The sequence below is a fragment of the Chitinophaga qingshengii genome, assembly GCF_014529935.1.
Lineage (GTDB): Bacteria > Bacteroidota > Bacteroidia > Chitinophagales > Chitinophagaceae > Chitinophaga > Chitinophaga qingshengii.
The window spans coordinates 24,400-51,116 of record NZ_JACVFC010000004.1 but is presented as its reverse complement, the minus strand read 5'-3'; the positions used below and the strand labels follow the sequence as shown (position 1 = coordinate 51,116).

The 26,717-nt window shown below is 48.1% G+C and carries 24 protein-coding genes; 13 read left to right on the top strand and 11 right to left on the bottom strand.

The window, feature by feature from the left end:
• Window positions 1–14 precede the first annotated feature (14 nt).
• Together ICL07_RS24560 and lptB are read right to left on the bottom strand one after the other, a co-directional pair.
• The gene (locus ICL07_RS24560; RefSeq protein ID WP_188090722.1) at window positions 15–1,544 is read right to left on the bottom strand and encodes a GH3 auxin-responsive promoter family protein; all 1,530 of its coding nucleotides are present in this window, start codon (window positions 1,542–1,544) and stop codon (window positions 15–17) included.
• Window positions 1,545–1,568: 24 nt separating this feature from the next.
• Complete coding sequence (gene lptB / locus ICL07_RS24555) at window positions 1,569–2,330, bottom strand: LPS export ABC transporter ATP-binding protein (RefSeq protein ID WP_188090721.1); 762 nt, start codon at window positions 2,328–2,330, stop codon at window positions 1,569–1,571.
• Between the two features lie 168 nt (window positions 2,331–2,498).
• Here lptB and ICL07_RS24550 point away from each other — a divergent pair, with 168 nt between their 5' ends.
• Window positions 2,499–3,452: a methylenetetrahydrofolate reductase gene (locus tag ICL07_RS24550; protein WP_188090720.1), complete on the top strand. Its 954-nt coding sequence runs from the start codon at window positions 2,499–2,501 to the stop codon at window positions 3,450–3,452.
• 313 nt (window positions 3,453–3,765) lie between these two features.
• On the opposite strand, the gene ICL07_RS24545 is transcribed toward ICL07_RS24550, so the two are convergent.
• From ICL07_RS24545 to ICL07_RS24530, 4 genes are all read right to left on the bottom strand, one after another.
• Window positions 3,766–4,458: a porin family protein gene (locus ICL07_RS24545; RefSeq protein WP_188090719.1), complete on the bottom strand. Its 693-nt coding sequence runs from the start codon at window positions 4,456–4,458 to the stop codon at window positions 3,766–3,768.
• 185 nt (window positions 4,459–4,643) lie between these two features.
• On the bottom strand, window positions 4,644–5,273 hold the full coding sequence (locus ICL07_RS24540; protein WP_188090718.1) for an outer membrane beta-barrel protein: 630 nt from the start codon (window positions 5,271–5,273) through the stop codon (window positions 4,644–4,646).
• 158 nt (window positions 5,274–5,431) lie between these two features.
• Window positions 5,432–6,142: a porin family protein gene (locus tag ICL07_RS24535; protein ID WP_188090717.1), complete on the bottom strand. Its 711-nt coding sequence runs from the start codon at window positions 6,140–6,142 to the stop codon at window positions 5,432–5,434.
• Between the two features lie 123 nt (window positions 6,143–6,265).
• The gene (locus ICL07_RS24530) at window positions 6,266–7,672 is read right to left on the bottom strand and encodes a TlpA family protein disulfide reductase (protein ID WP_188090716.1); all 1,407 of its coding nucleotides are present in this window, start codon (window positions 7,670–7,672) and stop codon (window positions 6,266–6,268) included.
• A gap of 96 nt (window positions 7,673–7,768) precedes the next feature.
• Here ICL07_RS24530 and rlmD point away from each other — a divergent pair, with 96 nt between their 5' ends.
• The 12 genes from rlmD to ICL07_RS24470 all read left to right on the top strand — a co-directional run bounded on the left by rlmD (window position 7,769) and on the right by ICL07_RS24470 (window position 21,237).
• Complete coding sequence (gene rlmD / locus ICL07_RS24525; protein WP_188090715.1) at window positions 7,769–9,190, top strand: 23S rRNA (uracil(1939)-C(5))-methyltransferase RlmD; 1,422 nt, start codon at window positions 7,769–7,771, stop codon at window positions 9,188–9,190.
• Window positions 9,191–9,307: 117 nt separating this feature from the next.
• The gene (locus ICL07_RS24520; RefSeq protein WP_188090714.1) at window positions 9,308–10,015 is read left to right on the top strand and encodes a rhomboid family intramembrane serine protease; all 708 of its coding nucleotides are present in this window, start codon (window positions 9,308–9,310) and stop codon (window positions 10,013–10,015) included.
• A 48-nt stretch (window positions 10,016–10,063) separates the two neighbouring features.
• Entirely contained in the window at window positions 10,064–10,999 is a 936-nt protein-coding gene (locus ICL07_RS24515) for a rhomboid family intramembrane serine protease (protein ID WP_188090713.1), read from the top strand.
• A 139-nt stretch (window positions 11,000–11,138) separates the two neighbouring features.
• On the top strand, window positions 11,139–12,197 hold the full coding sequence (locus ICL07_RS24510) for an endonuclease/exonuclease/phosphatase family protein (RefSeq protein ID WP_188090712.1): 1,059 nt from the start codon (window positions 11,139–11,141) through the stop codon (window positions 12,195–12,197).
• A gap of 30 nt (window positions 12,198–12,227) precedes the next feature.
• Window positions 12,228–13,370: an endonuclease/exonuclease/phosphatase family protein gene (locus tag ICL07_RS24505; protein WP_188090711.1), complete on the top strand. Its 1,143-nt coding sequence runs from the start codon at window positions 12,228–12,230 to the stop codon at window positions 13,368–13,370.
• Between the two features lie 156 nt (window positions 13,371–13,526).
• On the top strand, window positions 13,527–15,023 hold the full coding sequence (gene cysS / locus ICL07_RS24500; RefSeq protein ID WP_188090710.1) for a cysteine--tRNA ligase: 1,497 nt from the start codon (window positions 13,527–13,529) through the stop codon (window positions 15,021–15,023).
• A 20-nt stretch (window positions 15,024–15,043) separates the two neighbouring features.
• Window positions 15,044–16,036, top strand: a complete 993-nt coding sequence (locus tag ICL07_RS24495) for a M28 family peptidase (protein WP_188090709.1) — start codon at window positions 15,044–15,046, stop codon at window positions 16,034–16,036.
• 52 nt (window positions 16,037–16,088) lie between these two features.
• Window positions 16,089–16,715 (top strand): DNA-3-methyladenine glycosylase family protein, encoded by a 627-nt coding sequence (locus ICL07_RS24490; protein ID WP_188090708.1) that lies wholly within the window; start codon window positions 16,089–16,091, stop codon window positions 16,713–16,715.
• 46 nt (window positions 16,716–16,761) lie between these two features.
• Window positions 16,762–17,382 (top strand): alpha-ketoglutarate-dependent dioxygenase AlkB family protein, encoded by a 621-nt coding sequence (locus ICL07_RS24485; protein WP_188090707.1) that lies wholly within the window; start codon window positions 16,762–16,764, stop codon window positions 17,380–17,382.
• Between the two features lie 17 nt (window positions 17,383–17,399).
• Window positions 17,400–18,278 (top strand): hypothetical protein, encoded by an 879-nt coding sequence (locus tag ICL07_RS24480; RefSeq protein ID WP_188090706.1) that lies wholly within the window; start codon window positions 17,400–17,402, stop codon window positions 18,276–18,278.
• Window positions 18,279–18,384: 106 nt separating this feature from the next.
• Window positions 18,385–19,086 (top strand): DUF4377 domain-containing protein, encoded by a 702-nt coding sequence (locus ICL07_RS24475; RefSeq protein WP_188090705.1) that lies wholly within the window; start codon window positions 18,385–18,387, stop codon window positions 19,084–19,086.
• A 183-nt stretch (window positions 19,087–19,269) separates the two neighbouring features.
• Window positions 19,270–21,237, top strand: coding sequence for a GDSL-type esterase/lipase family protein (locus tag ICL07_RS24470; protein ID WP_188090704.1), 1,968 nt, complete (start codon window positions 19,270–19,272; stop codon window positions 21,235–21,237).
• Between the two features lie 101 nt (window positions 21,238–21,338).
• Here ICL07_RS24470 and ICL07_RS24465 read toward each other — a convergent pair whose 3' ends face one another.
• The 5 genes from ICL07_RS24465 to ICL07_RS24445 form a co-directional block, all read right to left on the bottom strand.
• Window positions 21,339–21,707, bottom strand: coding sequence for an IPT/TIG domain-containing protein (locus tag ICL07_RS24465; RefSeq protein ID WP_188090703.1), 369 nt, complete (start codon window positions 21,705–21,707; stop codon window positions 21,339–21,341).
• Between the two features lie 213 nt (window positions 21,708–21,920).
• On the bottom strand, window positions 21,921–22,667 hold the full coding sequence (locus ICL07_RS24460; RefSeq protein ID WP_188090702.1) for a succinate dehydrogenase/fumarate reductase iron-sulfur subunit: 747 nt from the start codon (window positions 22,665–22,667) through the stop codon (window positions 21,921–21,923).
• 5 nt (window positions 22,668–22,672) lie between these two features.
• Window positions 22,673–24,583 (bottom strand): fumarate reductase/succinate dehydrogenase flavoprotein subunit, encoded by a 1,911-nt coding sequence (locus ICL07_RS24455; RefSeq protein ID WP_188090701.1) that lies wholly within the window; start codon window positions 24,581–24,583, stop codon window positions 22,673–22,675.
• A 6-nt stretch (window positions 24,584–24,589) separates the two neighbouring features.
• Window positions 24,590–25,258: a succinate dehydrogenase cytochrome b subunit gene (locus tag ICL07_RS24450; protein ID WP_188090700.1), complete on the bottom strand. Its 669-nt coding sequence runs from the start codon at window positions 25,256–25,258 to the stop codon at window positions 24,590–24,592.
• A 16-nt stretch (window positions 25,259–25,274) separates the two neighbouring features.
• Entirely contained in the window at window positions 25,275–26,705 is a 1,431-nt protein-coding gene (locus ICL07_RS24445) for an anion permease (protein ID WP_188090699.1), read from the bottom strand.
• Between the last annotated feature and the right edge of the window lie 12 nt (window positions 26,706–26,717).

Below are 26,717 nucleotides of genomic sequence, written 5' to 3'. Positions count from 1 at the left end.
ATAGTTGATAGGTTTTAAGTGTTCATGGTTGCCGCAAATTTCAGAATTTCTTCCAGATAATTACGGTCGTTATTCAGGCGGGGCACTTTATGCTGGCCTCCCAGTTTCCCTTTGCTTTTGAGGAACTCACAGAAGGTTCCTTTTGGTAATACGTGTATTACCGGCGGGCGCAGGGCAATATCCTTATGCCTTTTGGCTTCGTAATCCGAATTGATGGATTTCAGTGTATTGTCCAGTACGGTCGCAAAAGTATTGACATCATTCGGCGCCACTTCGAACTCTATGAGCCATTCGTGTCCACCGTTGCCCTGGTCGCTGAAATATACCGGTGCTGCGGTGTAATCGTTTACCACTGCGCCGGTAGCTTCGCTGGCTTTAGCGATCGCTGAATCGGCATTTTCCACAATTACTTCTTCACCAAAAGCATTGATAAAAGATTTGGTCCGGCCGCTTACCTTGATACGGTAAGGCAACAGGGACGTAAACTGAATGGTGTCACCTACCAGGTAACGCCATAAACCACCATTGGTACTGATAACCAGCGCGTAGTTTTTCCCGGTTTCCACTTCCTGCAACTGGAGCGTACGTGGATTTTCCTTACCCAGTTCCTCCATGGGCATAAACTCATAGAAGATGCCATGGTTCAGGAACAGCAGCAATCCTTCTTCACCGATAACATCCTGGGCAGCAAAGAAGCCTTCAGACGCGTTATAGGTTTCCTGGTAATGCATCAGTGGGTTGCGGATCAGTTTCGCGAACTGATCGCGGTAAGGTGTGAAGCTCACGCCGCCATGCATATACAGTTCGAGGTTAGGCCATACGTCTGCCAGGTTATCTTTGCCGGTCAGCTCAAATATCCTTTTGATCAGTACGATGGTCCAGGTAGGCACGCCGGCGATGGAGGTCACGTTTTCGTGAATCACCGCATTGGCCATGCGTTCTATCTTTTCTTCCCATTCGTCCATCAGGGCTATTTCCAGGTCCGGTGTGCGGATCATGTTACCATAAAAGGGCATGTTCTGCAGCATCACCGCGCTGAGGTCGCCACAGTAGGAGTCGCTATCTTCCGACAATTTGTTTACCTGGTGGCTACCGCCGATAATCAGCGATTTCCCGGTAAATACGTCGGAGTCAGGGAAATTATTGTAGTAAAGGGAAATAACGTCTCGGCCGGAGCGGTAATGGCATTCGTCCAGGCTTTCTACGGTAACGGGGATAAACTTGCTTTTGTCGGCAGTAGTACCGCTGGATTTGGCGAACCACTTGATAGGCGTATTCCAGAGTACATTCTGCTGGCCTTCCATGGTACGCTGGATATAGGGTTTGATGGTATCGTACGTGTGTACCGGTACCCTTTCTTTATATTCCTCTATCTTATAAATCTTCGAAAAGCCGTGTTGCTTACCGAATTCCGTATACTGGGCGGCGCTGATAAGGTTTTGGAATACCTGCTGCTGTACTTGCACGGGATATTGCATAAAATAGGCGATGCGCCCCATGCGCAAACGTGCGAGTTGTGATATGGCAGGACTTAAAATCTTCATATATAGGATGCTGTATCTTGGTTTTTATTGTTTAGCTGCTTCGTCCAGGTAATTCTTTCTTCGGAGAACGAAATTCTGGCCAAGATACACTTTTCTCACCTGTTCATCTTCAGCCAGTTCTTCGGCCGACCCGGATTTCAGGATTTTACCTTCAAACAATAAATAAGCCCTATCAGTAATGGATAAGGTTTCCTGTACGTTGTGGTCCGTAATCAGGATACCGATGTTTTTATATTTTAGTTTGGCTACGATAGACTGGATATCTTCCACGGCAATGGGGTCAATACCGGCAAAAGGTTCATCCAGCAGGATAAATTTAGGATCTACCGCCAGGGCACGGGCAATTTCGGTACGACGGCGTTCTCCCCCGCTCAATACATCGCCGGGGCTTTTACGTACGTGCGTCAGGCGGAATTCGCTCAACAGCGCTTCCAGCTTGTCCTTTTGCTCGGCCTTTTTCAGGTTGGTCATTTCCAGCACGGCGGCGATATTGTCTTCCACACTCAGTTTGCGGAATACAGAAGCCTCCTGCGGCAGGTAACCGATACCCATTTTAGCCCTTTTGTACATGGGGAGCTTGGTAATATTGACGTCGTCGAGGTACACATTGCCCTCGTCCGGCTTAATAAGCCCTACTACCATATAAAAGGAGGTGGTTTTACCCGCCCCGTTAGGGCCCAGCAGCCCTACGATCTCCCCCTGGGACACCTCAACAGACACGTGGTTTACCACTGTCCGGGCGCCATAACGCTTTACCAGCTGGTCCGTATGTATTCTTAATGCCATATGATCAAACTTAGCAAAATTAATCAATTCATTCACTTGGCCTACTTATAGTTCCCCCAAGATGAAAAATCTGGAATATTGACAGGGGGATATACTATTTTTGCTCCCGTAAATTTTCAGGAGGAATAAGGTTTAACCAAACAGCCATTATTCCACAAATTCCAACACATGAAAGTAACAGAACATATTGCCCAAGCGAAGGATACACTGATATCTTTCGAAATCCTTCCCCCACTGAAAGGTAAAAGCATTGATTCCATCTATGATCACCTCGATCCGTTGATGGACTTCAAACCTGCTTATGTTAATGTGACCTACCATCGTAGTGAGCATATGTTCAAAAAGAAGGCCGATGGTGCTTTTGAAAAGGTAGAAATCCGCAAACGCCCTGGTACAGTAGGTATCTGCGCCGCCATTATGAACCATTATAATGTAGATGCCGTTCCCCACCTGATCTGTGGCGGTTTTAGCCGGGAAGAAACCGAAAACGCCCTGATTGACCTCAACTTCCTCGGAATCGATAACGTATTGGTTCTCAGAGGTGATGCACCTAAAAACGAGACTTTCTTCGAACCAGACCCTCACGGACACAGTTATGCCACTGAGCTGCTGGATCAGGTAGTTCACATGAACAATGGTGTTTACCTGGAAGACGACCTCCAAAGCGGTGTAAAAACCAATTTCTGCATCGGTGTAGCAGGCTACCCCGAAAAACATTTCGAGGCGCCTAATATGCAGACAGACATGGGCTATCTGAAACGGAAGGTGGAAATGGGAGCCGATTACATCGTTACCCAGATGTTCTTCGACAACCAGAAATTCTTCGATTTTGTGGCCAAATGCCGTGAAATGGGCATTACCGTACCGATTATACCAGGACTGAAACCCCTTACCTCCAAAAAACAGATGACTATTTTGCCCCGCATTTTCCATGTGGACCTGCCCACGGAGCTGTCCAGCGAAATTATGCGCTGTAAAACGGATAAAGAGGTGGAACTGGTGGGTACTGAATGGCTGATTGCCCAGTCCAAAGAGCTGAAAGCCTTTGGTGTACCGGTGCTGCACTACTATACCCTTGGCAAACCCCAGGTGGTGCGCAAGGCCGTAGAAGCCATCGTATAGGATTAACCAATTTGATATAAAAAGAAAGGGAATGACGAAAGTCGTTCCCTTTTTTGCTTTTCTTTCATATTATAATGCCATTACGTAGAGACGTAGTGGCATATCCCTATAACTGTCACACATTTAAATTAACTGTCCAATGATCATCGCAACCCCTCAGGGAAGCAACTTTCTATAAAAAAGACGCACGCCGCTGACTTCACCCCTACGCCCCCCCGAAAAAAAAGAAACCGCCTGCAATGGCGGCCTCCGGGTCAAAAAAAAAGTTCCCATCCTGCGGACGAGAACTTTTTTCTATCAGTTAAATAATTTCTTACCAGTCTTCCCGGTTAAACAGAATACCCAGGTTAATACCGAAGTAACGGTTTCTTATCTCTCCGCCCGACCGGTCAATATCCACCAGTCCATAACTGTAGTTGACGCCTAACGTAATATAGCAGTTAAACTCAATTCCGGCGGTAGCGTTTAGCCCGGCATCCCAACGGTTCAGGTTATACGGTGTAGTTAATATGTTGGGGGATTTGCTGAAATCCACCCGCTGATCGCTGGATTGCAGTAGTTCTCCTTCTTTATAAATAGACAGGTGGTAATCTCCGCGGGTAGCGTAGGCTGCATAACCGCCACCGCCAATGGCCAGTTTCCCGATGCCGATAGGAATTTTATATACCAGGTTTACAGGCAGTTCCAGGTATTGCAATTTAATCCTGGTAGCCCCCGGCAATACTATATTCACGCCCGTTTCCCCGTAAAATGGCCGATTGGCACCTTTCACAATGTAACTCAGTCCCGGTTGCAGGGCGCCATTAGGGAAAACGGGAATATTCAGGTAAAAACCGGCCTGCCAGCTATGCAGCGGCTCTGATTCAGGTTGGGAGCTGCTTCCCTGGGAGGAAACCCCCATCCTGGCATTAACATAACCACCCCGTAAGCCTAAGCTCACCTGGGCCTGAACAATGGTGGCACACGCCATACAGGCGAGTACGCACAGGAATTTTAAACACTTCATTTAGAACTGTACTACGGGATTAATTGATACTTGCTCGATATCGTTATGAATAGAACGGGATCTTTCACTCAACTATGGTTAGTAACGGCGAAACTAAACAAAAGGTTTTGAATTATATAAAAAAGGCTGTCTGGAACCTACCAGACAGCCTGTTAATTAATTGTAATGCGTGCTATATGCAGTGATTAATGACCACCGAATTTATATCCTACAGACACTCCAAAGGAGGTGTTTTTGAATTTGCGGTCATTATCAGTGTTATCGAAAGCATTCACCATACCCAGGTCGGCATTCAGGCCAAAATAGAGGCCTACCGGCATTTCATAACCAATCTGGATGTTACCGCCTGCATCAAAACGTTTCAGTTTGTAGAGTGCAGTAGCTTCATCATCAAAAGCTTTACGTTCACCCAGCAGTGGCAGGTCTGTATATTTACCACCCAATCCATAAGCAATGTAGGGGCCTATAGCCAGTACCAGGTTACCGCTGCCTACTTCAGGTTTAAACATGAAGTTGACGGGCAATTGCAGGTAGGACAGGTTAGCTTTGGTGTCCATATTCTTGAATTTACCACCCCTGCCGGTGTACAATAAACCGGTACCAACATAAAATTCGTCTCCCAACGGAATATCAACGGTTACACCCGCTCTCAGTCCTGTCTGGATTTTGCTGGTTTCCTTGGAGGTTGCACCCAATGCTGCAGCCTTATAAGTTACACTGGAAAACTGCGGGCCCGCAACGATGCCCCATTTAGCCTGACCAAATGTAACGCCTGCGATCAGCAAAGCTACCGCAGATAAAAGTACCTTTTTCATTTTTATGTGTATTTGGATGATGGTAAAAGTGATGCCTACAGGCTGGCGACACCACTTTTTGTCTTCTTTCTGATTGTTAATTGATTATGAATCAGCCTGTACTTTTTGCTTGCTAGCTGTAATTACAAAACGAGTTGGAAATTGTTCGGGAAAAGGTTTTATCTGCCACCGAAGAGATAACCGACAGAAACACTGAACACACGGTTCTTGTCTTTATTGTCTGTACTGTTATCCTGGCCGGAGTATACTTTGGCAAAACCAATTCCGTACTGAGCACTGATTAAGAAATTGCTGAGTTCGGCACCCACCTGAATATTACCACCCCAGTCAAATCGTTTCCATTTATCACGGCCGCGGTTAGGGTCATCCGTAAAAGGGGTATCATCATCCCACTTAATACTGGAAGAACCACTGGTAGTACCTGCTATGGTTGTCACCTCATACTTGTTCTTACCTGCCACCCCAAATGCAAAATATGGGCCGACACCTGCAAACAAGCTGGCGTGCTCTCCCACCGGCAGTTTGGCAACAAAGTTTAAAGGCACCTCGATGTAAGAAGGATTCTGTGTATACTTAGCATAAGGACTGGTGAGGGTCACATTGTTTTTATCTCCTATTTCGGATTTTGTGCCCTTCGTGGTATAAAACACGCCCGGTTGAAATGACAGAATGCGTGGCACCAACGGTAAATCCGCGATGACACCGACATTGAAGCCGGACAAACTCTTCGCATCTTTCGTACTACCGTCATTGGTAGTGGTAATATTGGAAAGGTTCCAGCCACCTTTAACGCCTACACGGGCTTGGGCCATCGCGGCAAAAGACAAGGTCATCGCTGCAAAGGATAATAAAATCGTCTTTTTGGTCATAACCTAAATTTTTGGTCCGCATGCCAAAAGTCAAAGAATATGCCAAAAGAATGTTAAACTCACACAACGAATTGATTATCAGTATTAAACGAGGTGTATATTCTACGTTCTACACCCGGTTTTCTACAGCTTTGCAGCCGTGGTTTTCTGTCCCGAACGTTCTATAAAGTCGTTCAATTGTTCTACAGCGAGCCGTTTGGCCATGATTTTTTTGTTTTCATCCAGCAGATACACTACCGGTGTACTATAAACGTCGTATAGCCGGCGATAGTTGGTTTTGTTATCAGCATCGAGCGCATGCACCCATCCGGAAAGGTGGTGGTCTTTGATGAAAGACAGCCATTCATCACGGGTTCCTTCTGTTTTGATCCCGATCATAGCCACCCCCTTGTTTTTCCAGCTGGCATTAAAAGCTGAATCCAGCCGGGGAACTTCTGTTTTACAATGCCCGCAGGTGGGGTCCCAGAATACCAGTACAGTGTATTTTGCTTTGGTTTTATACAGGGAAACGGGTTTCGATGCGGTGTCTTTCAACTCCAGCGGAGCGGCCTGCTGGCCAATCAGATTCGGCGCCAGCGTATAGGCACGGCTCACAATCTTATTCAGCTGGTCGTCATTGAGCCAGAAAGCATCTCCGGGAACATAGTATTTTTCCACCAGGTGCACGAATACGGCATCCATGCCCATATAGGGGGAACTTTCGTAGTTATAGGTAAGCCACCACAGCACATATTTGAACGTCTCCCTGCTTTTGCGGGTGCGGGCAATGAGCGCGTCGCAATCGGCGATAATGGAATCCGGCATGTTCATCACCAGCTGGGAAAAATATTTTTTCAGCTTGCCTTCCAGCACCGGTGTTCTCACCAGGCGGTCGGTAGACAGCTCTACATCATCCCAGTAATGCCCTTTGAAATACCGGTAGGCGAAGGTAGAATCCTCATTTTCCGGCTGCTGTGGTATTTCCGGCTCTTTCATGGCCTTGAAAATAGCCGACAGGATGGCGTTGGGGTGTTTTGTAATCAGTTCCTGCCGGTATTCCTGGAGTTTTTTACCCAATTCCTGCTGTAAAGGAGCCACTTTAGCGGAGTCTGCAGCCGTTTTAGCCGCTTTTAGCTGAGCGGAAATATTGTGGGTCAGCGCCTCCTGCTGGTACAGGAACTGGTTGTAGCCCAGGAAAAGTTCGTTATCCGGTGAACCTTTATAGACGGTTTTGTTTATCAGGTCAGCCGTATCAATGGAAACACTGAATACCTGCTGTTTGTCAATCAATGTTTCAACATATTTCTGCTTTCCGGGCAATACAATCAGGTAAATACCTGGCAGCAGGGGTTTATTCCCTTTCAGCACCACTTCTCCCGAAGGGCTTACCATGGCTGAATCAGTCAGGTAGGTGGTCCGTCCCATATAGTTGGCCAGAAACAGTTGTCCGCTGGTATAGTTCTTCAGCCGGATAGTGAGCTGATAACCCTGCGCATGCAGGTGAAGCTGGATAATGAGTGCTGCCAGGAGCAGGAAAAATACTTTACGCATAGGAATTGGTAACAATATGTAAAAATACAAGTAAAAAAGGTAACTCCGGCATCCTTTTACGGCCTCGATTCATGATTTCCTTTTACCTTTGCAGCCGTGAGGAAAAAAAACGTAGTCATAGAAAAAGTACCTGTATCCGGCTATGCCGCAGAAGGTAAGGCCCTGGCGCGGCAAGACGGTAAAGTCATCTTTATTGAAGGCGGCGTTATGCCCGGCGATATAGTAGACGTACGTCTGTCCAAAAATAAAAAAGACTGGGCAGAAGGCAAGGCCATTCATATACATAGTTATTCCGACAAACGGATAACCCCGTTCTGCCAGCATTTTGGCACCTGTGGCGGTTGTAAATGGCAGATGATGCCTTATAGCCTGCAGCTGGAATACAAACAACAGCAGGTGGCCGACCATCTGCAGCGTATCGGTAAGCTGGTACTGCCGCCTATGAGTCCCATCCTCGGCTCGGCCCATACGGAACATTACCGCAACAAACTGGAGTTCACCTTCAGCAATAAGGCTTATCTCACCAATGAAGAAGTACAGGCCCTGAATGGCGACATCCCCAGGCGGCCGGCACTGGGTTTCCATGTGCCCAGGCTGTTTGACAAGGTGCTTGATATCAATACCTGCTACCTGATGCAGGAACCGGTTAACCTGATCCGCAACACTATCCGGGAATACGCGGTAGCGCATGAACTTTCTTTCTACGATATCCGTTTACAGGAAGGCTGGCTGCGGAACCTGGTTGTACGTTTGTGTACCACCGGTGAAATTATGGTGAACCTGGTGATTCATCATGAAGACAAGGAAAACAGGATGGCCTTGCTGGACCACGTACTGAAAACAGTACCGGCCATCACGACCCTGCTGTACACTATCAACCCTAAGAAAAACGATTCTATCTTTGATCTGGAGCCTAAGGTATATTTTGGCAAAGGTTATGCAGAAGAGAAGTTGGAGGACTTTGTTTTCAAAATTGGTCCTAAATCTTTCTTCCAGACAAACACCTACCAGGGAGAAGTGTTATATAAAGTAACCCGTGATTTTGCGGGATTGACCGGCTCGGAAATTGTGTATGACTTGTATTGTGGTACTGGTAGTATTGGTATTTTTGTATCCCGGCAGGCACGAAAAGTGGTGGGTATTGAATTAATCAGGGAAGCCATTGACGATGCCAAAGAAAATGCCGCCCGGAATCAGGTTAACAATGCCGAATTTTTTGCCGGCGATGTTGTAGATATTTGTGATGATGCATTTTTTGCTCATCATGGTCAGCCCGATGTGATCATCACAGATCCCCCACGGGCAGGCATGCACGAAAAGCTGGTCAACAAACTGCTGGAAATTGCTGCCCCGAAAATCGTATATGTAAGCTGTAACCCGGCTACACAGGCCAGGGATCTGGCATTGCTGGATGCGCTGTACACGGTGGAAAAGGTACAACCCGTAGATATGTTTCCGCACACCCATCACATCGAAAATGTGGTGTTACTGAAGAAAAGAGAAAATAATCAGCAATAAATGAACGAGTACAGGCCCGGAAAATTTCAGTTCTTACCCCTGGTGATCAAAAATCTGATGATCATTAATGGGTTGGTTTGGTTGGTTCAGATTACCCTACTCAAGCGGGGGTATGACATGAATGACCTTTTTGCCCTTCACTACTGGGGGTCACCGTTATTCCGGCCTCATCAGTTCATTACCCACCTGTTCATGCACTCTACCAGTAGTATCTGGCACCTGGCGCTGAACATGTTTACGCTTTGGATGTTTGGCACTACATTGGAAAACCTCTGGGGGTCCAAACGTTTCCTCATCTTTTACATCATCTGTGGCATTGGGGCATCGCTTTGTTACATGGGTGTGCTCACCTATGAAAACATGACACTGGCCAAATATGCCAGGGCTTTCCTGGATGATCCTACGTTCGGCAACTTTGTGGCGCTGGACCGGAAGTTCCACCTGGATTCCGCTACTGAAAGCGTAAAAGGAATGAAGGACGCCATTGCACAGGGCAACCAGTTTGCCATTGATATGGCTAAAATCTATGTCAAACAATATGTGACAGATTACGCCAATACAACAGTGGTAGGTGCTTCCGGTGCGGTATATGGTATCCTGTTCGCATTTGGGTACCTGTTCCCCAACTCTATTATCCAATTGTACTTTTTTATCCCTGTAAAGGCCAAGTATTTTGTAGCTGTCATCATCCTTTGGGAAGTTTGGGCAGGTATCCAAAACGCTCCCGACGATAACGTGGCGCACTTTGCCCACCTGGGCGGCGTGCTTTTTGCATACCTGCTGCTTAGACACTGGAGTAAAAGTAACCGAACGGATTTTTATTGACGTAAGACTATATTTAGCCGTAATTTTGTATTGAAAAATACTTGTACCATGCATGCGTTGGAAAAAGAGAAAATGCCTCGTCTCTCCCTTGGGGAAGGGCGGAATATGGTCACCCAGTTAGTGGTTGTTAACCTTACTATTTTTATATTCCTGCTTTTTGCGAAGGTGATATATACCATGGAAATAGGAAGAGAGGGAGATGCCCTTTTCTATAAAAATATTATGAACTGGCTGCGGTTGCCGGCAGATTTTTCCATGCTGTTGAGGCGCCCGTGGACGTTGCTCACTTCCCTTTTTACGCATATTGAAGTACTGCAGGTATTTACCAATATGGTATGGTTATGGTGTTTTGGCACTTTCCTGCAACACATAGCCGGTTATCAGCGCATACTGCCGATGTACCTGTTTGGTGGCCTGGCAGGCAACCTCTTTTATATACTTGGGGTACAGGCGATTCCCGGTTTGCATAGTCTGTTGCCCGGTGCGGCCACTATGGGATCTTCCCCCGCCATTATGGCCATGGCTGCAGGCGCCACCCTGATTTCCCCCCGCTACCGCATTTTCCCTTTACTGGGCGGCGGTATTCCGCTGTGGATCATTACCATTGTATACGTGGGCCTTTCTATCGGCACCAGCGTCACCAGCGCCAATGGCATTGCCTACCTGATACAGCTGACTGGCGGTGGTTTGGCCGGACTGATGTTTATGTACAGCTGGAGAAAAGGCCATGACTGGGGTGCTGGGTTCAACCATCTCCTGTTCAAACTGACACATGTCTTCCATCCTGCTTCCCAACAGATAGATCCGAATCATCCGAAAAGCGCCGCCAAAATATTGGCCAAACTGGAGAGCCAGCCTTACCGCAGGATCGGTCAGGTACCGGAACAACGGCTCAACGAGATTCTTGATAAGATCAATGAAATGGGACTCGACTCTCTGTCGCCCGAAGAAAGAGAGACTTTACTACGCGCAAGTGACAACTAAGTATTTACGAATTTTGAGATTTTGTTATGTAGATATTTAACAGAATGGTATTGATTGTGCTGCTCATTTGCCAATTAATATGATAATTTACCATCCTTAAATATCTACATAACAAAGTCCCTAAATCTGTACATATTTCATGAAGTTTGTTTGCTCATTGTTGTTCATTGCGATACTAACTACCGCTTTCTTACCCCTGCTTAACCCCGGAACCTGGTGGATTTCCGGATTCGCCGCCCTCGCTTTCCCCCTTGTTTTTCTGCTTGGCCTGCTATCATTGCCACTCTGGTGGTGGCTAAAAAAGAAATATGCCCTGTATACCGGCATAGCGCTGTTATTGTGTATTCCGCCTGCATTAAAAACATGGGGACTTCATTTTTCACCCAGAACGAATATTACCAAAGAAACCGGTAGCCGTGATTTTACGCTGATGACCTACAATACCAGCAGTATGGGTGTACAGGCGTATAAACTTAACGCCGGGCTCCGTTCCTCCATTTTCCGTCAGATTACCGATACGCAGCCGGATATTCTTTGTCTGCAGGAGTTTTATAACAATGATGCTCCGCAGTTATCGCATAATATTGATTCATTGCAGCAAGTCGGGCACTACCCGTATCATTATTTCACGCGCGACCAGGTACTCTGGACGACCTGGCATTATGGTATCGCAGTTTTTTCCCGTTATCCTATCGTAGCAGCTACCACCATCCTGAGTGACAGCCTGGCCAAAGGCAGTGGGCGCAGCTTTCTGCAGGCCGACGTACTTATTCAGCAGGATACCGTGCGGATCTTCAGCGTTCAGTTCACTTCGTATATGCTTTCCCGTGAAGAGCTACGCATATCGCAGCTACGCAGTTTGACGCGCAAAATGAAAACCACCTTCTCTCGCCGGGCATCCCAGGCGAAACAGCTGGCCGCGTTGGTAGCTGCCAGTCCCTACCCCGTGATCGTAACCGGTGATTTTAACGACACCCCGGCTTCCTGGTGTTACCGCACCGCAGCGGCAGGGCTGCAGGATGCTTTCCTGGCAACAGGCCTGGGATGGGGCAGAACGCTCTCTTTCCTGTCGCCCACCCTGCGTATCGATTATATCCTGGCGGGCAACCGTTTTAACATTGAAGGCTACCGGACGATAAAAATGCCGCAGTCAGAGCATTTCCCGGTTATCTCCCGTCTCTCGTTGAAAAAACATTAACTTTATTCATTCAACAAACGTGGAAACGCGGTGCGATTCTTAAGATTATTTACGAAGGGCTTTTTTGTGATCATCAACATCGGAGTGATGTTGTTGTTTCTTGCCGCCTGTCTTGCACCGTATATTTCACCGGCGTGGTTCTGGCCTATCAGTTTTATTACGCTCGCTTTCCCTTTTTTACTGGGTTTGCTGGTAGTGTTTCTGATCGGGTGGTTGTTTTTCAACTACAAGTACGCTTTTCTGTCGCTCATTGCCTTGTTTCTGGGTTGGAAATCGATCAGTGCCTTCCTGGCGTTTAACCTGCCTTCCGGCAATAAGCCGGCGCCGGCAGCGCAAAGCCTCACGGTGATGAGTTATAACGTCAGCCAGTTTGGCCTTTACCGGGAGAAAGACAGCAAATACAACCGGCAAGCGATGTTTGCGCTGATCAAGAAGCAGGAACTGGATGTGGCTTGTTTCCAGGATTTTTACACTTCTGAACGGAAAAATGATTTTAATAACCGGGAGGATATCTCCCGGGAGATGAAACTGCCTTACCGCTTCTTTTCCAGCGATTTTAACCGGAACGGGATGCAACACTGGGGGTCTATCATCTTTTCAAAATATCCTATTATTGCATCAGACAAGGTGAAAATGAGCATGGGTCCTCTGAGCGAGAGCCTGATTTATGCTGATATTGTAAAGGATAACGATACCATCCGCATTGTCAACATGCACCTGGAATCGTACCGTTTCAATGAAAAAGACTATACCGATATCCGTAAGATCAAAAATCAGGAGGATACCGGTCTGGTAGCCACCAAAAACATTATCCAGAAAATGCGCGAGGCGTACATACGCCGCAGTCAGCAGGCCGATATTGTAGGTAATTTTATCCGGCAAAGTCCTTATCCGGTGGTGGTATGCGGAGATTTTAACGATACGCCGGCATCATACACCTATTTCACCATCAAGGGCAACCTGCAGGATGCTTTCCTGAACAAAGGTTTCGGCGTAGGCCGTACTTTCAATGGGCTGGCGCCGACCTTGCGTATTGACTATGTGTTTGCCAGTACCGATTTTAAGGTCAACAGTTTCCGGAGGATTATTTCCGACCTGTCGGACCATTACCCGGTCATCGCCAACCTCAGCCTCATTGGCAGTGGTTTACCGGAAGTAGAAGTAAACAAATAAGTATATTATTATGAAAATGTTCAATATTTTGAGATCTGACCGATGTTGTTCCCGGACTTTTAACATACATCTGGAACAATATTTATCTTTGCCATCCACCACCGGAAAAAAGGCCTGTTGCCTGTAACAGGTCCCCGGAAATCTTAATTACAGCATATGTCAGAACTCAAAATATACAATTCAATACACCGCCAGAAAGAAGTATTCACCCCGTTACATCCCGGCCACGCGGGCATGTACGTATGCGGGCCTACCGTATCAGGCGAATCTCACCTGGGTCATGCCCGTCCGTACATCACTTTCGATGTGGTATACCGTTACCTGCAGTTCCTCGGTTATAAAGTACGTTATGTACGCAATATCACCGATGCCGGCCACTTTGAAGAAGAAGGCCGCGCAGCGGAAGACAAGGTGTCCAAATCCGCCATACTGGAGAAGCTGGAACCGATGGAGCTGGTGCAGAAGTACACCAACCTGTTCCACTGGGCCATGCTGCAGTTTGGCAACCTGGAACCCAGCATAGAACCTACCGCTACCGGTCATATTATAGAGCAGATAGAAATGATCAAAAAGATCATGGAAAAAGGATATGCCTATGAAGTAGGCGGCAGCGTGTATTTTGATGTAAAAAAATACGCCGCCAGCTATGACTACGGCATCCTCAGCGGCCGTGTGCTGGAAGATATGCTCGAAACCACCCGTGAGCTGGAAGGCCAGGATGAAAAACGCAACAAAGCGGATTTTGCCCTGTGGAAAAAAGCGCCGGCTGAGCATATTATGCGCTGGCCAAGCCCCTGGGGAGAAGGTTTTCCCGGATGGCATATCGAGTGCTCCGCCATGAGCGCCAAATACCTGGGTCAGCAATTTGATATCCATGGTGGCGGTATGGACCTCCAGTTCCCGCACCATGAATGCGAAATAGCGCAGAGCGAAATCGCCCATGGCGAGATGATGGCGCGTTACTGGATGCACAACAATATGATCACCATCAACGGCCGTAAAATGGGTAAGGCTTATGGCAACACCATTAAGCTCACGGAAATGTTCACCGGCGATAATGCGCAGCTGGACAAGGCCTACAGCCCTATGACCATCCGTTTCTTCGTATTACAGACACACTACCGCAGCACGCTCGACTTCTCCAACGAAGCCCTGCAGGCGGCGGAAAAAGGATTACAGCGCCTGTGGGCAGCCTATGAAACGCTGCAGAAACTGAGCTATACCCCTGGTGGTGGCGCTCTCAACGAAGAACTGGAAAAACAGGTACGCAACTGGTGCCTGGAATGCCCTGAGTTCATGAACGATGACTTCAGTACCGCCAAGGTATTGGCTAATCTGTTTGAATTGACACCGGTTATCAATTCCCTGAAAGGTGGCCAGATCAAAATGCATGAAATCAGCGAGGATACCTTTAACCTGCTGCAACAAACCTGGAAAACATACCTGATTGACATCCTGGGTATACAGCAACCACCAGCCAGCAGCGACGACCAGTTATTGGACGGCGTGCTGCAAATGCTGATTTCCATGCGTAAGGAAGCCAAAGGCCGCAAGGACTACGCTACCTCCGACAGGATCCGTAACGAGTTGCTGGGCATTGGTATACAGCTCAAGGATGAAAAAGACGGTAACGTCACTTATAGCGTTCAATAAGCAAATAGTCACAGATCATAATGCGTAAAGCTCTTAGCATACTGACAACACTGGCGGTTCTGGCCAGTGCTTGTCAGCAGCAGTCAACAACTACAGACAACTCCGCCGACAGCACCGGCGCCAGTAAGGTAGCTAAGCTGAATGTGCCGGTACCGGCCTTCAACGCCGATTCCGCCTACGCCTATACGGCCAAACAGGTAGGCTTCGGTCCGCGGATACCCAATACACCGGCGCAGCAACGTTGCGCGGACTGGATGATCAGCACCCTCAAACAGTGGGCAGATACAGTATACATACAACGTACCACGGTAGACGGTCCGCATAAAGAGAAGCTACCCTGTATCAATATCATCGCCAGTTTCAACCCGGCTGCCAAACAACGCGTATTGCTGCTGGCGCACTGGGATACCCGTCCCTGGGCCGACGAAGACGCTTTCGATAAAAAAGCCAAACTGGATGGCGCTGATGATGGCGCCAGCGGTGTAGGAGTATTGATGGAAGCTGCCCGCCAGTTCCGCACACAGAAACCGGAAGCAGGCGTTGACATTCTGCTCGTAGATGTGGAGGATTACGGGGTAAAAGACAACGAAAACTCCTTCTGCCTTGGTACCCAGTACTGGGCTAAAAACCCGCATATAAAGGGCTATAAAGCCAATTACGGTATCCTGCTGGATATGGTAGGCGGCCGTGGGTCACAATTTTATATGGAAGGATCTTCCCAACAGTATGCTTACGGCCCCATGAAAATGTTCTGGGACGTAGCCAATCAGCTGGGGTACTCCGATTATTTCCGTTACGAGAAAAACGGTTCCTATATTACCGACGACCACATTTATGTGAATACCATGGCTAACATCCCGACTTTTGATATCATCGCGTGGCAGGCCAGCGGCAACTTTGCGCCGCACTGGCATACCCAGAATGATAACATGACCGTGATTGATACCAAAACTTTAAAAGCAGTAGGACAAACCATCCTGCAGGTGATTTATAATCAGCCGTTTTCCTATTGATGCCCGTCTCCGGAGTGCAGGACAGCGGATATCAACATTTAATTGATCGTTTATGCCTAAGCCATCCCGCACTCCGGTATCGGAGCATGCATATATTCAACATCTCAGCAAAGACAAGAAGCTGCAGAAAATCATCAAAGGGCCGCTGGCGGAGCGTGTAAAGCAAAAAAACATTTCGCTGCGCCTGATGGTGGCTATTATGAACCAGCAGCTCTCCACCAAGGTGGCCGACGTGATTTACGCCCGTTTCCTCGCCCTTTATGATAACAAGGAACCTACGCCCCGACAGGTAGCCGCCACAGCGCCGGAATTACTGCGTGGCATCGGATTATCCAACGCCAAAGTGTCCTATATACAGAATGTCGCCAACTTCGTGATTGCAGAAAAGCTTACCAACGCCAGGTTGCATAAAATGGATGATGAAGCCGTGATTGTATACCTGACCCGCATCAAAGGGGTAGGCCGGTGGACAGTGGAAATGTTGCTCATGTTCCATTTGCACCGGGATGATATCTTTTCTATTGATGACTGGGGCATACAACAGGCGATGGCCAAACTGTATAAGCTGGACATCAGTGATAAAAAAACGTTCCGCGAGAAAATAAGAAGCATATCTGATAAATGGTCCCCCTACCGGACCCATGCCTGCCGTTATCTCTGGCAATGGAAAGATCAATAAAATAAGAATGTAAATACGTTGCGTACCGCCGTTGTAAATTTGTATCATGAGTTTGCAGGGAAGCCTTTTTGAAGAGCCCGGCCCCGGGGATGCCATCCACCTGAAAAACGGAGAACTGGCTTATTATCCGCGCTTTTTTACGCAGGCGGAGAGTGATGTTTATTACCGGACATTACTGGACACGATCGACTGGAAACAGGAATCAATGAATATGTATGGCAAACAGGTATTATTTCCCCGGTTAATGGCCTGGTATGGAGATGCCGCCACTTCCTATCGTTTTTCCGGCAATACCTTTGAACCCCGCCCCTGGACACCTGCGCTGCTGGAGATACGCGACCGTATTGTTCCTGCTGCCGGCACCGGTTTCAATAGCGTATTGCTCAATTACTACCGCAGCGGCAGCGACTCTATGGGCTGGCATGCAGACGATGAGCCGGAACTGGGGCCACGGCCGGTGATCGCCTCTGTCAACATCGGCGCCTCCCGCCGCTTTTTATTACGCTATAAAAATGATCATCACCTGAAACATGAAATATTGCTGGAACATGGTTCCCTCCTGGTCATGAAAGGGACACTACAGCAATACTGGGAACATCAGGTACCCAAAACAAGCCGGCAGATCCCGGGAAGGATTAACCTCACCTTCCGTTTTATCCACCCATAAAACCATATACACCTGCTATGAACAACCTTATTTTGTTAATCGGAAATGATATCAACAACATTTCCAGCGGACAAAGCTGGAAAGACCTGTTGCAGGAAATCATCACTTTCTGTCATACAGGCGACTGCGTGGAACTGGACGATAAAAAACCATTCCCCCTGTTGTATGAAGAGATTTTTTTAACCGCCATCAAAAGAGAAAAACTCCGGGAGAGAGAACTGAAATCATTTATCGCCATCAAAGCGGCCGAAATCAAAGCCAATGGCATCCATGCTGCCATCCGTGCGCTGAAACCGGCCCATATACTGACGACAAACTACGAGTTTACGCTGGAAGGCCGGACACCATACGAAAATACCAGCCTTATCAACGAAAAATTCTACAGCATCTTTCGCCGGTATACCCTGGATGATATCCACTACTGGCATATCCATGGAGACTGTCTCAATCCGATGAGTATCAATCTCGGGTTCGAGCATTACGGCGGACAATTACAACTGATGCGTAATTACGTTGTCAGCGGTACTTTTTATTCGAGCAAGGAAGTGCCGAAAGTTTCCTTACTGCGACGGATACACGCCAAACAGGTGTATTACCATTCCTGGATAGACTTTTTCTTTACGCACGATATTCACATCTTCGGATTATCACTCGATTTTGTGGAAACAGACCTCTGGTGGCTGCTCACCTACCGTGCCCGTCAGAAATTTCATCATAAAAACGTGCCGGTGCCCAACACCCTCTACTACTACATTCCAGAGGAGTTGGTATCCGCCTGTAAGTTCAAGCTGGACCTGCTTACCGCTAATGACGTACAGGTAATTACCTTGCCGGGGAAAGATAAACTGGCCTATTATACCAGCATTATTCACCGCATAGGGAAACGGAAATCATAGGGATAGCTGTAACATTTTACATACTGGCAGCGTTTTTGCAACGGAAGGTATCTGGCAAAAGTAAACCGTCAGGTACCTTTTGTTGTTAAAGATTAAATTCATTATTATGTTTTTCGAATTAGCATTGGCGGTGACTACGACACTGATGACGCCCGCGAAGCCTGTACAGCAGACCTCAAAAAATCAGACTATTTATGTGAAAGAATCCAAAGAGCCATGCACCGGCGTTGCCCCCATGGAATGCCTGCAGATCAAGGGCTTGAAGGACAAGGATTGGTCTAACCTGTATACCAATATCGAGGGATTTAAATATACGCCCGGCTATCGCTACAAATTGCTGGTAAGGGTTACACCCGTTAAAAATCCGCCGGCAGATGGCTCTTCTATCAAATACACCTTGCGGAAAGTATTGGAAAAGAAAAAAGTAAACACCACCCCTCCCAAAGGTTCTATCTGGGCATTTATCGCCAGCAAAAGATGGAATCTTATCAAAATGGGTGACAGCACATTAACACAATCCGGCATCTGGATAGAGTTTGATCCTGCTACCAAACGTTTTCATGGAAAAGGTGGTTGCAATGGTATCGGCGGAGGTTATCAAACCAGCGGAGAAAAGATTACCTTTACGATGGGTATCAGCACAAAAATGGCCTGCCCCGATGAAAATGTGATGCGCCGTGAAACCGAATTTCTGAAGATGATCAGCGAACATACCTATACTTACGATGTGGCCGACCAGACTTTAAATTTCTATGAAAATAACAAGCTGGTCATGATCTTCGGCATGCAGCCCAAAGACCTGAAATAGACTACTTAGTAACCCATTATACAATAGAAGAGGTTGTCTCACATCGTAGAGGCAACCTTCTTTTTTTTCGGGAAAGCGGAATGATTTGCGTATATTTAGTATACCTATTACCAACACCAGTACCCCTGTTTTCGAATACCCTGCAAGCTCGTTTTTATTGTTCATCCCTAATCATCCGCACCCATGAAACAGCTGTACTATTTGTGTTCGCTCACATTTCTTTTTCTATTTCTTTTTTACAGCGGGCATACCCAAACCTGCACCAATCCTTTAAGGATCGTAGTACTAGGCTCTTCCACCGCCTGGGGCAACGGCGTTCCCGCCCGCGACAGCGCCTGGACCTTCCGCTACCGCAGTTATCTGAAAGCGACACACAACGCAGCAGATACCGTGATTATCCTCGCGAAAGGAGGTAACACCACCCAGACCTTACAGGCCACCGGAACACCGCCCTACACGGTTTCCGGGGTTACTTTCCCGGTAGATACCACCTGTAACATTACCCGCGCCATTGCACTGGCGCCTGATGCCATTATCGTTAACATTCCTAATGAAGATGAAGCCCGCAACTTTCCGCTGACCGTACAGGTGGCCAATCTGCTGGCATTAGCCAGGCAGGCAGCACTTTACAATATACCCTTGTGGGTAGCCACCACACAGCCACGCGGTAATCTCGGACTGGCGGCAGGTACCCGTCTTACTCAAATGAAAGATAGTATTAACACCTATTTCGGCAGCAAAGCGATCGATTTTTGGTCGGCCCTGGCGGACAGCAGAGGTTACATACTGCCAGCATACAACAGTGGAGATGATGCCTTGCTGAATTCCGCCGGGCAACGGGTTCTTTTCGACAGGGTGGTAGCAAAGCAACTGCCACAAGCACTATGCACCACTGCGCCAGCACCACCTTTCCGGCTGTCGTCCTTTTCTGTAGCCACAGCCGGCCAGCAACTGCAACTTTCCTGGACTACCCAGGAAGAGAATAATACCGTAAAATTTACCATCGAGCGGAGCATTGACACGATCAGCTGGACGGCGGTGGGCACCGTAAATGCAGCCGGAAATGCTGCTGCACCCCGCAATTACCAGTTCACCGATACCTCCGTAGCACTTAATCAGCAATACTATTACCGGCTGAATATGGAAGCCACCTTGAACCGGCATTACTACAGCAACAACATGGGAGGTAAAGTGGTATATGTGCCTGGCAGCTGTAACAAAGCGCTACGCATTGTAGTACTGGGCTCTTCCACCGCCTGGGGCAACGGTCTTCCTGACCGTGACAGTGCCTGGGTAATGCGATATAACCGTTATCTCAAACAACAGCATAACAGTGCAGACTCTATCATTCTGATGGCCTTCGGCAGCAGTACCACACAGGCCCTTATGCCTACCGGAACGCCGCCTTATACCGTGTCCGGTATCACCTACACGGTAGACACAGCGCATAACATCACGAAAGCGATTGCCCTGCAACCGGATGCGATTATCATCAATATGCCCAGCAACGATGAAGCAAGAAACTTTCCTATATCCCAGCAGACGGCCAATTATCTTGCTCTTAAACAGGAAGCAGCGGCACACCATGTTCCTTTGTGGGTAGCTACCACGCAGCCACGCGGTAATCTGGGCTATGCAGCAGCGGCAAGACTGGCACAGATGAGGGATACCATCAATCTGTATTTTGGCAATAAAGCGATTGATTTCTGGAGCGGACTGGCGCAACCTAACGGGTATATTCTTCCCGCCTATAACAGCGGAGACGATGTACATTTTAATGCCGCAGGCCATGCTATCCTGTTTCAACGGGTTGTGGACAAATACATCCCTGCGGCGGTATGCCCCGATACCGGCACGGCAGCACCGGTCATGGCTCCGGTTAAAGCTGCCTACGCAGACGCCGGTCATATTACCAGCAACAGCAGCCCACTAACGATATTCCCCAACCCTGCCACCAGTTATGTGGTTATACCTCCGGTAAACAACGCGCCGTTTATCCTGGAAGTATACAATGCAACCGGGAACAGAATTCTCAGTGAGCGCCGCGCCGGAAGAACAATGTTATCTGTTGAAAACTGGGCTCCCGGTATTTATATCATTCAGCTTATTTATGGCCAGGAGCGGTTCCGGCACCGGCTGGTAAAAATATAACGAAGATCAGCTGCAATACACAAAGGGCCTCTCATTTTGAGAAGCCCTTTCATGTGTACTTTACTAATAAAGCTATGGTATAACAATTAAACGCTGCGTTATTAATATGCCACGCTGGCCATGTCCTGCACCGAAGCTACCAGCTTCCGTGCGGAATTATACTCAAACAACATAGCGTTGGAGGTGTTAGCTCCTACTGCTACTACCACTTGTACAGTATCTGCCTTCTGCTCCGGTACTTGTACCAGCAGATAGTCGGCATCCGCATGCAATATCTGCGCTGCCACATCGCCAAAGATCACTTTGTTCGCGGCTTTCTCTGTGCTAAAACCATGACCTTTGATGATCAGAAAATTACCGGCATTACCGGTTACTGTAGCTGTTTCTTTTTTTTCCTGGTTTGGGGAACAAGCCGTCATAGCTGCTACCAGCAGCATAAGGGCCACCACAAACATGTTGTAATGTTTCATCTTATTTTTTTCTTTGGGGTAGGGTAACAAACCCTGTTACAAATAAATCCGGGGTAACACCATTGCATGTAGCAACTCTTATTCGCAACAGTATTATTTAGTCGGTATTAAAACGGATGCAAATCTACAACTTATTCAGCAAATAACATCCGTTTTAACCAACAATTTTTAAAATTACGTATTAATACGTATCGCCCGTAACGCAACACTGCGCTATTTTTTCAGCAGTTGTGCCTTGTTGTATTCCCAGTTCATCCGCGCAATATGCAATACCGAAATTTGTTGCGGACACTCCGCTTCACAAGCCTCTGTATTGCTGCAATGCCCAAACCCTTCTGCATCCATCTGATCTACCATATGTCGCACTCTTTCCTGCGCTTCCACTTCTCCCTGTGGTAATAAAACCAGGTGCGTGACCTTGGCGCTGGTAAACAATACAGCACTGGAATTTTTGCATACCGCCACACAGGCGCCACAACCTATACAAGCCGCCGCATCAAACGCAGCCTCCGCCACAGGATGGCCTATCGGTATACTATTGGCTTCCGGCGCCTGACCGGTATTGACGGAGATGTAACCACCCGCCTGTATCACCCTGTCAAACGCACTGCGATCGATCTTTAAATCACACTTCACCGGAAAGGCCGTAGCACGGAAAGGCTCAATGTAAATGGTATCGCCATCCCGGAAACTGCGCATATGCAGCTGACAGGTAGTGGTGTTCTTTAAAGGCCCGTGCGCACGGCCATTGATCATCATCCCACATTGCCCGCAGATGCCCTCACGGCAATCGTGGTCAAACTCTATGGCCCGTTGCCCCTGCTCCAGCAACTGCTCATTTAACATGTCCAGCATCTCCAGAAAAGACATATCAGGATTTACATCAGCCAGTTCATAATCCAGCATTTTGCCGGTATCCTGGCCGCTTTCTTGTCTCCATATTTTCATTCGTATATGCATATACGTTATTTATAACTTCTTACTGTAGGTGTTACAAATTCAAACGTCAGGGGTTCTTTATGCCAGACTGGTGGCTGGTTCTCCCCCGCCCATTCCCAGGCGGAGATAAAAGCGAAATCCTTGTCGTTACGCATCGCCTCGCCTTCCGGTGTCTGGAACTCCACCCTGAAATGGGCGCCGCACGACTCTTCCCGCGTCAGCGCATCATGACACATCAGCTCCCCCAGTTCCAGATAGTCGGCAACCCTGCCTGCTTTCTCCAGCTCGCTGTTGATCGCATAGCCGCCAGGTATATTCAGATCCCGGTAGAATTGTTGCCGCAAAGCTTTTATCTCCCTGATAGCGGTTTCAAGCCCTTCTTTAGAGCGTGACAATCCACATTTATCATACAGTATTTTACCCAGCGTCCGGTGGAAATAATCGGCAGAAAGCTTACCGCCAATAGCCTTCAGCAAATGCAACTGCTCTTCTACCTTTTTAGCCGCTTCGGCAAAGGCCGGATGCTGAATATCGGTAGCAGGCGTTTTAATCTCATCTGCCAGGTAATTGGCCAACGTATAAGGCGCAATAAAATAACCGTCTACACAAGCCTGCAAGAGGGAATTAGCGCCCAGCCGGTTGGCGCCATGGTCTGCAAAATTTGCTTCTCCCAGGGCAAACAATCCGGGGATAGTGGTCATTAATTCATAATCCACCCATAGCCCTCCCATGGAGAAGTGCGCCGCCGGCGATATTTTCATCGGTTCCTTATAAGCATCTACGCCGGTAATTTTTTCGTACATGCGAAACAGGTTGCCGTATTTCTCCCTGATTTTATGAATGCCCTGGTCTTTGATCGCCTTGGAAAAATCTAGGTATACCGCGTTCTTCAGCGGCCCTACGCCGAAGCCCGCATCGATACGTTCCTTTGCTGCTCTGGAGGCAATGTCGCGGGGTGACAGATTGCCAAACGCCGGATAACGGCGTTCCAGGTAATAATCCCGCTCTTCTTCCGGCACCTGGTTCGGCAAACGGTCTTCCTGCGCTTTCTTAGGTACCCAGATACGGCCATCGTTGCGCAATGATTCCGACATCAGCGTCAACTTGGACTGGTATTCGCCCGACTGCGGCAAACTGGTAGGATGTATCTGTGTCCAGCTGGGATTAGCCAGCAGCGCGCCTTTTTTATGCGCCCGCCAGATAGCGGATCCATTACAGCCCATAGCCAGGGTAGACAGAAAGTAGATCTTCCCGAAACCGCCCGTGGCCAGTATCACCGCATGGGCGCCATGACGCTCTATTTCGCCGGTATCCAGGTTACGTACAATTACCCCTTTCGCTTTGCCGTCGATGGTAACCAGGTCCAGCATTTCATGCCGGGCGAATAACTGCACCGTACCCAAATGCACCTGCCGCATCAATGCCTGATAAGCGCCCAGCAACAGCTGTTGCCCTGTTTGCCCCCGGGCATAGAAAGTCCGCGATACCTGCACCCCTCCAAAGGACCGGTTGTTAAGGTATCCCCCGTATTCCCGGCCAAAGGGCACACCCTGCGCCACCGCCTGATCTATCAAATTGGCGCTGCATTCCGCCAGCCGGTATACATTGGCTTCGCGCGACCTGAAATCGCCTCCTTTGATCGTATCATAGAACATACGGAAGATATTATCGCCGTCATTCTTATAGTTCTTACAGGCATTTACACCGCCCTGCGCCGCCACAGAGTGGGCACGGCGCGGCGTATCCTGAAAACAAAAACTCTTCACACGATACCCCATCTCTCCCAGTGAAGCCGCAATGGCACTACCTGCCAGGCCCGTACCCACGACTATTACTTCGAGTTTCTTACGGTTGGCAGGGTTGACCAGCTTTGCATGTTCCTTGTAATGACGCCACTTGTCCTCCAGTGGCCCATCCGGTATTTTTGATTCCAGCATGACCGATTATTTTAAGAAGTGAACATAAACCGGTATCCAGGCAAAGCCAGCACAGATACCTACACTATATATCCAGCCAAAAACCCTGATCCATTGTACATACCGCGGATGATACACCCCCAGCGTTCTGGCGGCGCTGAAAAATCCGTGCAACAGATGATAACACAGCGCCACCATACACAACACATATACCAGCACATACCATGTTTCACTGTAAACCGCCACCACCAGCTTGTACAGGTCTTTATGCCCCTGCTCGTCCAACGGCAGCGAGCCAAACTTATACACGTACCAGAAATCGCGGAAATGAATCACCAGAAAAATAAAAATGATGGTTCCCAGCAACCCCATATTACGTGTATACCACTTACTGACCTCACCTCTTTTGTCATAGTGGTACTTCACCTCCCTGGAGCGTTTATTCGTCAACGTTATAATGACCGCATATATAACATGGGCGATAATACTCGCATACAGCACCCAGGAAATAATTTTGATGATGATATTACCCGACAGCAGGTGGGAATAGGCATTGAACTGCAGGTGCGCCTTTTCATCCGGCAGCATCAGTTGCAGGTTTCCCAGCAAATGAATAACAAGAAAAAAACACAGGAACAACCCTGTAAATGCCATCCAGTTTTTCCTGGTTAATGTTTTTTGTTTCCATTGACCCATAAGCTTAATTTAGATGTTACCAGATGCCCAATACTTTCCACCATCCCGCGCCGATGCCCATCCATAGAATGATATAGACGATACTTAACAGAAATCCGCATTTCCACCAATCCTTCAGCTCCACATAAGTGCTGCCAAAAAATACCGGCGCCGGGCCATGTCCATAGTGGGTCAGCGTTCCGAAGATGCCTCCGCAGAAGCCCAATACCAGCGCCAGCAACGTTCCCGGTATACCCACAGAAATACCTACCGCCAGAAAAGCGGAATACATAGCCGCCACATGTGCCGTAGCACTGGCGAAAATGTAATGACTATAAAAATATACCAGCACGATAATCGGAAAAGCCACCAGCCATTGCATACCTCCTACCTGTCGTTTGATCAGCTCACTGAACCAGGGAATAAAGCCCAGCGAATTCAGAAAGCTGGCCATCATCACCAGGGCTGAGAACCATACAATCGTGTCCCATGCTCCTTTTTCAGACTTTACATCTTCCCAGTCCAGCACCTGCGATAACAGCAGAAACACCAATCCAATTAATGCGGTGGTAGTAGCGTCAATACCAAACAGGTCACCAGTAATCCACAACACCAGCAGGATCACAAATGCCAGTAACATGAGCCATTCGTTTTTATGTACCGGTCCCATTTCCTTCAGCTTTTCAGCTGCCATGGCCGGTGCATCGCCGGTAGATTTTAACTCCGGCGGATATATCTTATACAACACATAAGGCACGGCAATAACGGACAGCGCTGCCGGCACCAAGGCCGCTGCAAACCATGACATCCAGGTAATATCGATCCCCATGTTTTTGGCGAACTTCTGACACATCGGATTACTGGCCGTTCCGGTCAGGAAAAGCGAAGATGTGATGAGGTTCATGTTGTAGCTGCTCAGTGTCAGATAACCGCCCAGCTTACGGTGCGTGGCCGGATCTTCCGGCATAGAGCCGAAGTTCATCGCCATGGATTTCATGATGGGATAAATGATACCGCCACCCCTGGCCGTATTGCTGGGTACCGCCGGCGCCAGTACCAGGTCTGCCAGACCAAGGCCGTATGCCAGTCCCAGTGAGCTTTTCCCGAAGATGCGGATAAAAATATAGGCGATACGTTTACCCAGACCCGTCTTAATAAATCCACGGGCAATAAAAAATGAAATGCCGATAAGCCAGATCACTTTATCTCCAAAGCTGCTAAGCGCCAGCGTGATGGACTTTCCCGGGTTACCCGGCGCCAACACACCACTCAGCGCTACCAGGGTGATAGCGATCATGGACATGGTACCCATGGAAGCTGCTTTCATGATGATACCCAAAATGGTAGACAGGAAGATGGCCAACAGATGCCATGCTTCCGGTGTAACGCCTGCCGGTGGCGGAATAAACCAGATAATAACGCCGAAAGCGACGGTGATCAACAGCTGTGGATACTTTATTTCTTTCATGATATTGGCATT

Coding starts and splice junctions, on each gene's coding strand:
- ICL07_RS24510 (WP_188090712.1), top strand. CDS start 11,139: ATGAAGTTTGTTTGCTCATTGTTGTTCATTGCGATACTAACTACCGCT.
- ICL07_RS24540 (WP_188090718.1), bottom strand. CDS start 5,273: ATGAAAAAGGTACTTTTATCTGCGGTAGCTTTGCTGATCGCAGGCGTT.
- ICL07_RS24530 (WP_188090716.1), bottom strand. CDS start 7,672: ATGCGTAAAGTATTTTTCCTGCTCCTGGCAGCACTCATTATCCAGCTT.
- ICL07_RS24465 (WP_188090703.1), bottom strand. CDS start 21,707: ATGAAACATTACAACATGTTTGTGGTGGCCCTTATGCTGCTGGTAGCA.
- cysS (WP_188090710.1), top strand. CDS start 13,527: ATGTCAGAACTCAAAATATACAATTCAATACACCGCCAGAAAGAAGTA.
- ICL07_RS24445 (WP_188090699.1), bottom strand. CDS start 26,705: ATGAAAGAAATAAAGTATCCACAGCTGTTGATCACCGTCGCTTTCGGC.
- ICL07_RS24490 (WP_188090708.1), top strand. CDS start 16,089: ATGCCTAAGCCATCCCGCACTCCGGTATCGGAGCATGCATATATTCAA.
- ICL07_RS24485 (WP_188090707.1), top strand. CDS start 16,762: ATGAGTTTGCAGGGAAGCCTTTTTGAAGAGCCCGGCCCCGGGGATGCC.
- ICL07_RS24450 (WP_188090700.1), bottom strand. CDS start 25,258: ATGGGTCAATGGAAACAAAAAACATTAACCAGGAAAAACTGGATGGCA.
- ICL07_RS24475 (WP_188090705.1), top strand. CDS start 18,385: ATGTTTTTCGAATTAGCATTGGCGGTGACTACGACACTGATGACGCCC.
- ICL07_RS24545 (WP_188090719.1), bottom strand. CDS start 4,458: ATGAAGTGTTTAAAATTCCTGTGCGTACTCGCCTGTATGGCGTGTGCC.
- ICL07_RS24455 (WP_188090701.1), bottom strand. CDS start 24,583: ATGCTGGAATCAAAAATACCGGATGGGCCACTGGAGGACAAGTGGCGT.
- ICL07_RS24495 (WP_188090709.1), top strand. CDS start 15,044: ATGCGTAAAGCTCTTAGCATACTGACAACACTGGCGGTTCTGGCCAGT.
- ICL07_RS24520 (WP_188090714.1), top strand. CDS start 9,308: ATGAATGACCTTTTTGCCCTTCACTACTGGGGGTCACCGTTATTCCGG.
- ICL07_RS24480 (WP_188090706.1), top strand. CDS start 17,400: ATGAACAACCTTATTTTGTTAATCGGAAATGATATCAACAACATTTCC.
- lptB (WP_188090721.1), bottom strand. CDS start 2,330: ATGGCATTAAGAATACATACGGACCAGCTGGTAAAGCGTTATGGCGCC.
- ICL07_RS24515 (WP_188090713.1), top strand. CDS start 10,064: ATGCATGCGTTGGAAAAAGAGAAAATGCCTCGTCTCTCCCTTGGGGAA.
- ICL07_RS24460 (WP_188090702.1), bottom strand. CDS start 22,667: ATGCATATACGAATGAAAATATGGAGACAAGAAAGCGGCCAGGATACC.
- ICL07_RS24535 (WP_188090717.1), bottom strand. CDS start 6,142: ATGACCAAAAAGACGATTTTATTATCCTTTGCAGCGATGACCTTGTCT.
- ICL07_RS24550 (WP_188090720.1), top strand. CDS start 2,499: ATGAAAGTAACAGAACATATTGCCCAAGCGAAGGATACACTGATATCT.
- ICL07_RS24470 (WP_188090704.1), top strand. CDS start 19,270: ATGAAACAGCTGTACTATTTGTGTTCGCTCACATTTCTTTTTCTATTT.
- ICL07_RS24560 (WP_188090722.1), bottom strand. CDS start 1,544: ATGAAGATTTTAAGTCCTGCCATATCACAACTCGCACGTTTGCGCATG.